This window comes from Streptomyces regalis (assembly GCF_001509475.1).
GTDB classification, from domain to species: domain Bacteria; phylum Actinomycetota; class Actinomycetes; order Streptomycetales; family Streptomycetaceae; genus Streptomyces; species Streptomyces regalis.
The window spans coordinates 1-8,768 of record NZ_LLZG01000103.1; the positions used below are offsets into that span (position 1 = coordinate 1).

6 protein-coding genes are annotated in these 8,768 nt (G+C 70.4%); 3 read left to right on the forward strand and 3 right to left on the reverse strand.

Going from position 1 to position 8,768, the window contains the following annotated elements; genetic code table 11:
* A partial coding sequence (locus ADL12_RS15480; protein WP_062702716.1) for a sigma-70 family RNA polymerase sigma factor occupies window positions 1–1,411 on the reverse strand: 1,411 nt, incomplete at its 3' end.
* A gap of 346 nt (window positions 1,412–1,757) precedes the next feature.
* A complete protein-coding gene (locus ADL12_RS15485; protein WP_079052061.1) occupies window positions 1,758–2,540 on the reverse strand; it encodes a TetR/AcrR family transcriptional regulator in 783 nt (260 codons plus the stop codon).
* Window positions 2,541–2,925: 385 nt separating this feature from the next.
* On the opposite strand from ADL12_RS15485, the gene ADL12_RS15490 reads away from it, so the two are divergent.
* Window positions 2,926–4,305, forward strand: coding sequence for an NAD(P)/FAD-dependent oxidoreductase (locus tag ADL12_RS15490; RefSeq protein WP_062702708.1), 1,380 nt, complete (start codon window positions 2,926–2,928; stop codon window positions 4,303–4,305).
* A 174-nt stretch (window positions 4,306–4,479) separates the two neighbouring features.
* Window positions 4,480–6,150: an ATP-binding SpoIIE family protein phosphatase gene (locus ADL12_RS15495; protein WP_062702710.1), complete on the forward strand. Its 1,671-nt coding sequence runs from the start codon at window positions 4,480–4,482 to the stop codon at window positions 6,148–6,150.
* A gap of 238 nt (window positions 6,151–6,388) precedes the next feature.
* Here the strand turns inward: ADL12_RS15495 and ADL12_RS15500 are convergent, their stop codons facing one another.
* A complete protein-coding gene (locus tag ADL12_RS15500) occupies window positions 6,389–7,657 on the reverse strand; it encodes an MFS transporter (RefSeq protein WP_208614550.1) in 1,269 nt (422 codons plus the stop codon).
* A 133-nt stretch (window positions 7,658–7,790) separates the two neighbouring features.
* Between ADL12_RS15500 and ADL12_RS15505 the strand changes: the two genes are divergently transcribed.
* On the forward strand, window positions 7,791–8,339 hold the full coding sequence (locus ADL12_RS15505; RefSeq protein WP_062702714.1) for a MarR family winged helix-turn-helix transcriptional regulator: 549 nt from the start codon (window positions 7,791–7,793) through the stop codon (window positions 8,337–8,339).
* The last annotated feature ends 429 nt before the right edge of the window (window positions 8,340–8,768 follow it).

Here is an 8,768-nt window from a genome sequence, read left to right on the forward strand (position 1 = left end):
GACTGGGGGTGGGCCTGGGTGAGGGCGTCGGTGTCGGGTCGGGCTTCGGCTGCGCGGCCGGCGCGATCGCCGGCGGCTCCGGGGCCGGCTCCTCCTTCGACGGCTCCTCCTTCGGGGGCTCGGGCGTCGGCGTCTCCTCGACGATGGGGGAGGGGACGGGGGGCTGCTTGGCGTCCGTCTTGTCGGGCATTGTGTCGTTGCCGGCCAGCGCGAGCACGATCGCCGCCGCCACGCCCACGGCGACCACACCGGCCGCGATACCGGCCTTCAACGGCGCGCCCAGCCCCTCGGCAGCGGCCGCACCGCCCCCGCTGCCCGCCCCGCCGGACGCACTGCCGCCCGCCGCGGCGGCCGCCCCCGCGGCACCGGCCGCACCCGCCCCGGCACCGCCGGCGATGAGCGCGGCCGCCTTGGCGTACCCGGCGGCGCCGAACCAGCCGATGACCGCGACCGGCACGACGGCCGGGATGCCACTGGCGACTTCCTTGATCTGGCCCGCGGCCAGCCGGCACTTGGCGCACTCGTCCAGGTGCTTGCGCAGGCCGCGTTCGGCACGGGTGCGCAGGCTGCCGCGGGCGTAGGCGCCGAGCCGGTCGGCGTAGCGGGCGCACTCCTCGTCGCCGACGAGGCTGGCGCTGACGTGGGCCTGGAGGTAGGCCTGCTTGAGCCCTTCGCGGGCGCGGCTGGCGAGCACGCGCGTGCCGTTGGCGTCGAGCCCGAAGAGTGTGGCCACCTCGCTCGGCGACTCGTCCTCGACCTCGGTGTGCCACAGCACCGCCTGCCAGCGCTCCGGCAGCGACCGGAAGGCCTGCATGGCCATGGACTGCTCGGCCTCGTGCAACGCCCGCACGTCCGCCCCGAGGTCCAGTGTGTCGTCGTCGGACACCTCGGACACACGCGCGGACTGCGCGGCGAACACCGCGAAGTCGTCGACCAGCTGCTCCCGCCGCGCCGATCTCGTCCAGTCCGCGGCGGCCCGCCGGATCGAGGTGAGCAGATACGCGCGTACGGCGTGCTCGGGACCGGAGCCGCCGCGTACCGCCTGGAGCATGCGGGCGAAGACCTCGGCCGTGAGGTCGTCCGCGGTGTGGGCGTCACGGCAGCAGGTGCGCGCGTACCGGCGCACCGCTTCCGCGTGGCGCCGGTACAGATCCTCGTAGGCGGTGTCGTCGCCGGAGCGCATCCGCCCGATCAGGTCGGCGTCCGACGGCGGCAGCTCGCGCGGCGGCGGCAGCGTGCTGTCCTCGCGCCGGTCGCGCTGAGCCGGGACGCTGCCCGCCGCGCGCCCCTGAGTGGGGCCTCCCGCGGGCATGCCGCCAGGCGGCAGGTCCGCCCGTCCGCCCTGACTCGGCACCTGCGGAGTCGACGAGTCACCGTCACCGAGTGACTCGTCCCGACCGTCAACGCTCATCGCGGAAAGCCCCCGCCGCCAGCTCTACCCGTCCCGGACACGGGTCAGGGTGCCATATTGGCTTTCGGTCAGGACCCACCCGTACGGACCATCCACTCGTCCGTGGGGCACTTCCCGCACCGCAGTACTAGGCCTCACCCGTCCATGATGGTCTCAAACGGCGCTGGCGGCGCGGGAGTTGAGTACGAGGCCGGAAATCTGCGGCCTGTTCCGCGATGGTGTTCGAGGCGAGGGCGGTGCGGCGCCCCGTCTCTTGGTCACCCCTTCGATGTCATGGACGTCCTCGATGCCATGGACGTCCTCGAAGTCAACGGTCACCTTCGAAGCGGCGGCCGTCACGGCCGGCTCACGTCTGAGGCCGCGACCGCAACCCCTCCAGCAGGATGTCCAGCAACCGCGCCGAGGCCGCCGCCTGCTGCGCCGCATCCGGCAGCGCGGGCGCCGCCGTCGCGATCACCAGCAGGACGTCCGACACCGACACATCGGCGCGCAGCTCGCCCGCCGTGCGTGCCCGCTCCACGAGCTGGCCCACCACGTCGAGCAGTGCCGCCGCCCCGGCGTCGTCCACCACGTCCGCCGACACCGCCGCGGACTGCTCGGACACCAGCCGCAGCTCACCTGCGCCCGGCTGCGTCCGCTGCTGCGGCACCCGGGCCTCCTCGAGCACGGCGCCGTCCTCGGCGACCCCGACGCGCAGCACCTGCGGCGGCAGCAGCCGCCCGGCGCCCGAGGCCACCGACGTGCGCAGGAAGCGCGAGAGCGCCGACCACGGCTCGTCCTCCTGGCCGAGCGCCGCACGCGCCTGGTCGGTCAGCCGGGAGGTCTCCTCCTCGGCTATCCGCCGCACCAGGACGTCCTTGCTCGGGAAGCGCCGGTACACCGTCCCGACGCCGACCCGCGCGCGTCGCGCCACGTCCTCCATCGGCGCGCCGTACCCCAGCTCGCCGAAGACCTCGCGCGCCGCACGCAGCACGTGCTCCAGATTGCGCTGTGCGTCCACGCGCAGCGGCGTCGTACGCGAAGCTTCTCCGCGTCCATTGCCCGCAGCCGCGCTCATCGTGCCGCCCACCGCTCCGCCGCCTGATGCGATGGCGGACGCGGAAGACCAACGAGAATCCTGAACATGCATAAGCGATCCCCCGGTAATGACGTCTCCCCCCGGAGACACTCCCCGTCATTTGCAAAGCCGGAGCGTCGCGGAACAAGCCCGGACCACGAGCCCGCCCTGTGTGACTCGCGGACCCGAAGAGCGCATCCCCCTACACCCCGTCGACATACGAACATAGTTGAGCGAGGGTCAATTCAGAAGGGGCAGGTTCCGCACGGAGCGCCCCTCGATCGGAGTACGGGTCGATTACGTCCAGATTGCACCCCTGTGATCCCCCGGCGCACACCCGTTGACCTGCGAACCTTCCCCGCACTCCGGCAATTCGGCCAAATCGCGGCGCCGCCGATCTCCGGTCACACAAATTGCCGAGCCTGTGGACAAACGCAAGCGCCGGGTGCGTCATGGGATGGTGAAGGAACGTGCGCGCATTCTCGTTGTCGGCGGTGGCTACGTCGGGATGTACACGGCCCGGCGCCTCCAGCAGAGGCTGAAACAGGAACTGGAGCGGGGCGAAGCCGAGATCGTGGTGGTCACTCCCGACCCGTACATGACGTACCAGCCTTTCCTCCCTGAAGCGGCCGCAGGCTCCATCTCCCCGCGCCATGTGGTCGTACCGTTGCGCCGCGTCCTGGCGCAGTGCCGGATCATCATCGGCGAGGCCACCGCCATCGACCACGCGAAGCGCACCGCGACCCTCACCACCCTCGCCGGCGAGGAGGAGGGCACCGGCACCGAACAGCTGTCGTACGACGAACTCGTCCTCGCCCCCGGCTCCATCTCGCGCACCCTCCCGATCCCCGGCCTCGCCGACCACGGCATCGGCTTCAAGACCGTCGAAGAGGCCATCGGCCTGCGCAACCACGTCATCGAGCAGATGGACATCGCCTCCTCCACCCGCGACCCCGCGATCCGCGACGCGGCCCTCACCTTCGTCTTCGTCGGCGGCGGCTACGCCGGTGTCGAGGCACTCGGCGAACTCGAGGACATGGCCCGCTATGCCACGCGCTACTACCACAACGTCCGCCCCGAGGACATGAAGTGGATCCTGGTCGAGGCCTCGGACCGCATCCTGCCCGAGGTCGGCGAGGACATGGGCCGCTACACCGTCACCGAACTGCGCCGCCGCAACATCGACGTACGCCTGCACACCCGCCTGGAATCCTGCGCGGACCGCGTCGCCGTCCTCAGCGACGGCGCCCGCTTCCCGACCCGTACGGTCGTCTGGACGGCCGGAGTCAAACCCCACCCGATCCTCGCCGCGAGCGACCTGCCACTCAATGAGCGCGGTCGGCTGAAGTGCACCCCCGAGCTGACCGTCGAGGGCACCACGCACGCGTGGGCCGCGGGAGACGCCGCCTCCGTCCCCGACGTCACGGCCGGCGATCCCGGCAAGGAGTGCGCCCACAACGCCCAGCACGCCCTGCGCCAGGCGAAGGTGCTGGGCGACAACATCGCCCACACCCTGCGCGGCGAACCCCTGGAGACATACGCCCACAAATACGCGGGTTCGGTCGCCTCCCTCGGCTTCCACCAAGGTGTCGCCCACGTCTACGGACGCAAGCTGAAGGGCTACCCTGCCTGGTTCATGCACCGCGTCTACCACCTCAGCAGGGTTCCGACCTTCAACCGCAAGGCCCGCGTCCTGGCCGAATGGACCCTGTCGGGACTCTTCAAGAGGGAGGTCGTCTCCCTCGGTTCGCTCGAACATCCCCGAGCGGAGTTCGAACTCGCGGCCGGTGGAAAGCATCCTCACAAGCCGGAAGGCGACCCGAAGGGGTCGTCCTGACCGGACTCAGGAACTCCACCGACGAGGCAGGCGTCTGACGGGTGTCGGCCAGGTCGGCCGCACTGCCAGACTGATCCCCGAACCGATCCCGACCCACGAGGCTCTCCCCACAGTGCTGCACCCCCCAGGCCGGGTCCGGAGCTGGCCGAAGACGACGACACGAGGCAAGGATTCGTGAACTTCACGCGCTGGAGCGCCCGGCTCCCCGGAACGCAGCGCCGCGCCGCAGCGCGGACCGAACCCGCGGCGGCGGTCGCCCAGGACCGCCGGGGAGAGAGCCCGGGCTCCGTTCCCGCGGCCCGCGCCGAACAACTCACCGACGACGCCAAGCCGATCCCCGCAGTGGACGAACTGCCGGTCCGCGAGGTCCTGGACCGCGTCCCGGCCCTGGTCGCCCTGGTCCACGGCGCCGACCACCGCCTGGCCTACGTCAACGACGCCTATGTGACCGCCTTCGGCCTGCGCCCCCCGGGCGAACCGGCCCGCGAGGCCCTCCCCGAGCTGGCCGAGCTGGGCCTGCTCCCCCTCCTCGACCAGGTCCTGCGCAGCGGCAAGCCCCGCACCCTCAAGTCCCGCAAGGCCCCCGACGGCCGTTCCTACACCTTCACCTGCACCCCCGTGACGGAGGGCGACGGCGGCGTCCTCGTCTTCGCCACGGACGTCACCGACCACGCGGAAGCCGCCGAACGCCTCCGCGCCAGCGAACGCCGCCAACGCGAAACGGCCGTCACCCTCCAACGCTCCCTCCTCCCCCAGGAGCTCGAAGAACCCGACGACCTGCGCATCGCCGCCACCTACCACCCGGGCGGCACGGAGGCAGCGGTAGGCGGCGACTGGTACGACGTGATCACCCTCGGCGGCGGCCGCACGGCCCTGGTGATCGGCGACGTCATGGGCAGAGGCGTACGAGCAGCCGCAGTCATGGGCCAACTCCGTACGGCCGTGAGGGCATACGCCCGCCTGGACCTTCCCCCGCACGAGGTCCTCCAGCTGCTGGACGGCCTTGCCACGGAGATCGACGCCAACCAGATCGCCACCTGCGTCTACGCCATCCACGACCCGAACGAGGGCCGCCTGGTGTATGCCTCCGCCGGCCACCTCCCGATCCTGGTCCGCGACGAGAGCGGCGCGGTCCAACGCGCCGACGAACCGACCGGCCCACCCCTCGGCACGGGCGGCTGGATGCACGCCTCCGGCTCGATCGCCCTGGGCCCCGGCTCCACGGCAGTCCTCTACACCGACGGCCTGGTGGAACGCAGGAACGAGGACCTGGACGAGGGAATCGCCTCCCTGGAACGAGCCCTGGCCGGCGCGACCGGCACCCCCCAGGTCGTCTGCGACCGCCTGGTCCGCACAGCAGGCGTAACGGCAGACCACGACGACGACGTAGCAGTCCTCGTCCTCCAGCACCCGGCCCGCACGGGCCCCGACAGCGACCTGTTCCGCAACGCGGCCCTGGAACTCCTCGGCGGCATCGAAGCGGCTCCCCGCGCGCGTGCCTTCGCCTCCGGCGTCCTCACGAGCTGGCGCTTCCCGGCCGACCTCCACGACCTGGGCGTCCTGGCGGCCAGCGAACTCGTCGCGAACTCCCTCCAACACGGCACCCCACCCATGCGGCTACGCCTCCGCCGCACCGACCGCCGCCTGATCATCGAGGTCACCGACGGCGACGACCACCTCCCCCGCCGACGCCGCGCCGAACCGGGCGACGAATCAGGCCGAGGCATCGCCATCGTCGCCACCGTCGCCTCGGCCTGGGGCTCCCGCCGAACGCCGGGCGGCGGAAAGGCGGTCTGGTGCGAGTTCGCCCTACCGAAGCCGACGGTCGCCACGCCGAGGGCGTGAACGGGGGACAGGCGCCCGCGCCGCGGTGGCCGACGCCGAACGGTCACCTTCCGGCGCTTGAGGCCGAGCACTGCCATCCCGATCCCCCGCCGGTGGGGGATCCGCTTCTCGACGCCGGTCCGGGCATTTAAGCCCGTCCGGCGTTTGAGGACGAGGCCCGTTCAGGGCCGAAGCGGGGGTCTGGGGGCAGCAGCCCCCAGGGGACGGGAATGGGTAGGGGCGGCGGGGGCGAGAAAACTCAGGCGTGCGCGCGAGCCTGCCCCGCACCCGACGCAGCCCCCTGAGCCACCACCCGACTCTTCCCCAACCACGGCTGATCCTGCACGGCACTGAGCCGACGCCCCAGCCGCACCGCGAGATACGTGATCCCCAGCGAGAACACGAAGAACGTCACGACATACGCCCCATGCAGCGACGCCCCCATAGGCCCACCCACAGCCGGCCCAACAGCCAACGCAAGCTGCTTCACCAGGGCAAACGCAGAGTTGTACTGCCCAGCCATCCCCTCAGGAGCCAGATCCGCCACCAACGGAGCAACCGTGGGCGACAACATCGCCTCACCCAGCCCGAACAACGCATACGTCGACACGAAGGCCGCCGTAGCCATCTCCTGACTCCCGTGCCCCAGCCCCGCATACGCCGCCACAACCCAAGCCACGGCCCAGATCAGCCCCACAGCCGCAATCACCCGCGACCGCCTCCGCCGCTCGACGAACTTCAGCACGACGAACTGCGCCACCACGATCACCGCGGTGTTGGCCGCCAACGCGGTCCCGAGCGCCGACGTGGAAACCCCGGCCGCCTCGACCCCGTACGCAGCGAGCCCCGACTCGAACTGCCCGTAGCAGGCGAAGAACAGCACGAAGCCCAGCACACACAGCTGCACCATCGCCCGGTTCTCGAGCAACTGCTTCCAGCTCCCCTTCGTCGACCGAGCCCCCGGCGTCCCCTCGATCCGCGGCGCACGCGGCACCCGCACCGTCGACATCACCACGACGAGCAGCAGGAACATCGCCGCCTCGATGGCGAACAGCAGAGTGAAGGACGAGACACTCGACGTGTCGACGAGGTGCCCACCGATCAGCCCGCCAACCCCCAGCCCCAGATTCTGCAGAAAGAACTGCATCGCGAACGCCCGCGACCGAGTCTCCGCGCCAGAGCAGTCCACGATCATCGTCGCGAGCGCCGGCTGCATCACGGCCTGCCCCGCCCCGAGCGCCGCCGCCGACAGCAGTACGGCCGCAGCACTCCCCGCGAGCCCCAGGCTCAGCGCCCCGAGCGCAGCAGTGACCAGAGCGCCGAGCAGCACCGGCAGCGGACCCCGCCGGACGATCGCCCGCCCCGCGAACGGAAGCACGACCAGCGCGGCGACGGCGAAGACAGCGAGGACGAGCCCCGCGGTCATGGAACCCAGCCCCCGCACCTGCGCCACGTAGACGTACAGGTAGGGGACGGTGAAACCGAGCCCGAATGCGCTGAGTGCGTTGCCCACGTGGATCCGGCGCATCGCTGCGCCCATCGCCCTGGTCACGTTCACCTCTCTCGTATGTAGACCTGAAGACTTCAAAGCTAAACTTCGAAGCTAAACAGTACACACCGAAGGACTTCAACGCCAAGCAAGCCCATGCCATACTCGGCCCATGGGCGACACCCCGGGCATCAGCGAACCGACACTCGAAGAACAGATCGCCGCCTACCAGCGCGAGTTCCAGGACCTCGACCCCCAGGTCGAGAAGATCGTCTCGGCGCTCTCCCGCCTGAACCGCCGTATGAACGTCGCCTACGGCCGCCAGACAGCCGCCCTCGGCATCAGCAATGCCGATTGGGAGGTCCTCAAGGCCCTCGTCCTCTCCGGCGCCCCCTACCGCATGGGCCCCAGCGACCTCGCCAAGCGCCTCGGCCTCACCCCGGCCGCCATGACCCACCGAATCGACCGCATGGTCACCGAGGGCCTGGTCACCAGGGAGCGCGACGAGTCCAACCGCGTCCGCGTGATCGTGGAGCTGACCGTGGAGGGCCGCGAGAAATGGCTCGAGGCGATGCGTCTGGCCTCCGTCTTCGAGGAGGACCTCCTCCAGGACCTCTCCGCGGACGAACGCACCACGCTCGGCGAGGTCCTCACCCGCCTGCTCCGCCGGGTGGAAGACGCCCAGCCGGACGCCGGCGGACGCCTCACCGACCTGGACTGATGCGAGGCCGCCACCCGCAGAAAAGATCTTGACAGGGGACGCTTGACAGCCCTCTGCTCGATCCGTAAAGTTCTTCGGGTTGCCGCGGAGCCGTAACGGTTCTGCGACAGCACCTTCCGCCGCGAGAGCGGCAACCAAACCACTAGTACGACCTCCCAACGGGGTTGAATTCGGCGTGCCCGAATTCAATTCGACTTGGGTTCGGCGGCTCGATTAGGAACTGCCGAGAGGATCCGCTAAGGTTTGAGACGTCGGAACGGCCCAACGGCCGCGAAGACAACCCCCTCTGACTGGGAGTCAGGCCCGAAAGGATCTGATAGAGTCGGAACTGCCGGAAAGGGAAACGCGAGAGCGGAAACCTGGAAAGCGCCGAGGAAATCGGATCGAGAAAAGATCTGATAGAGTCGGAAACGCAAGACCGAAGGGAAG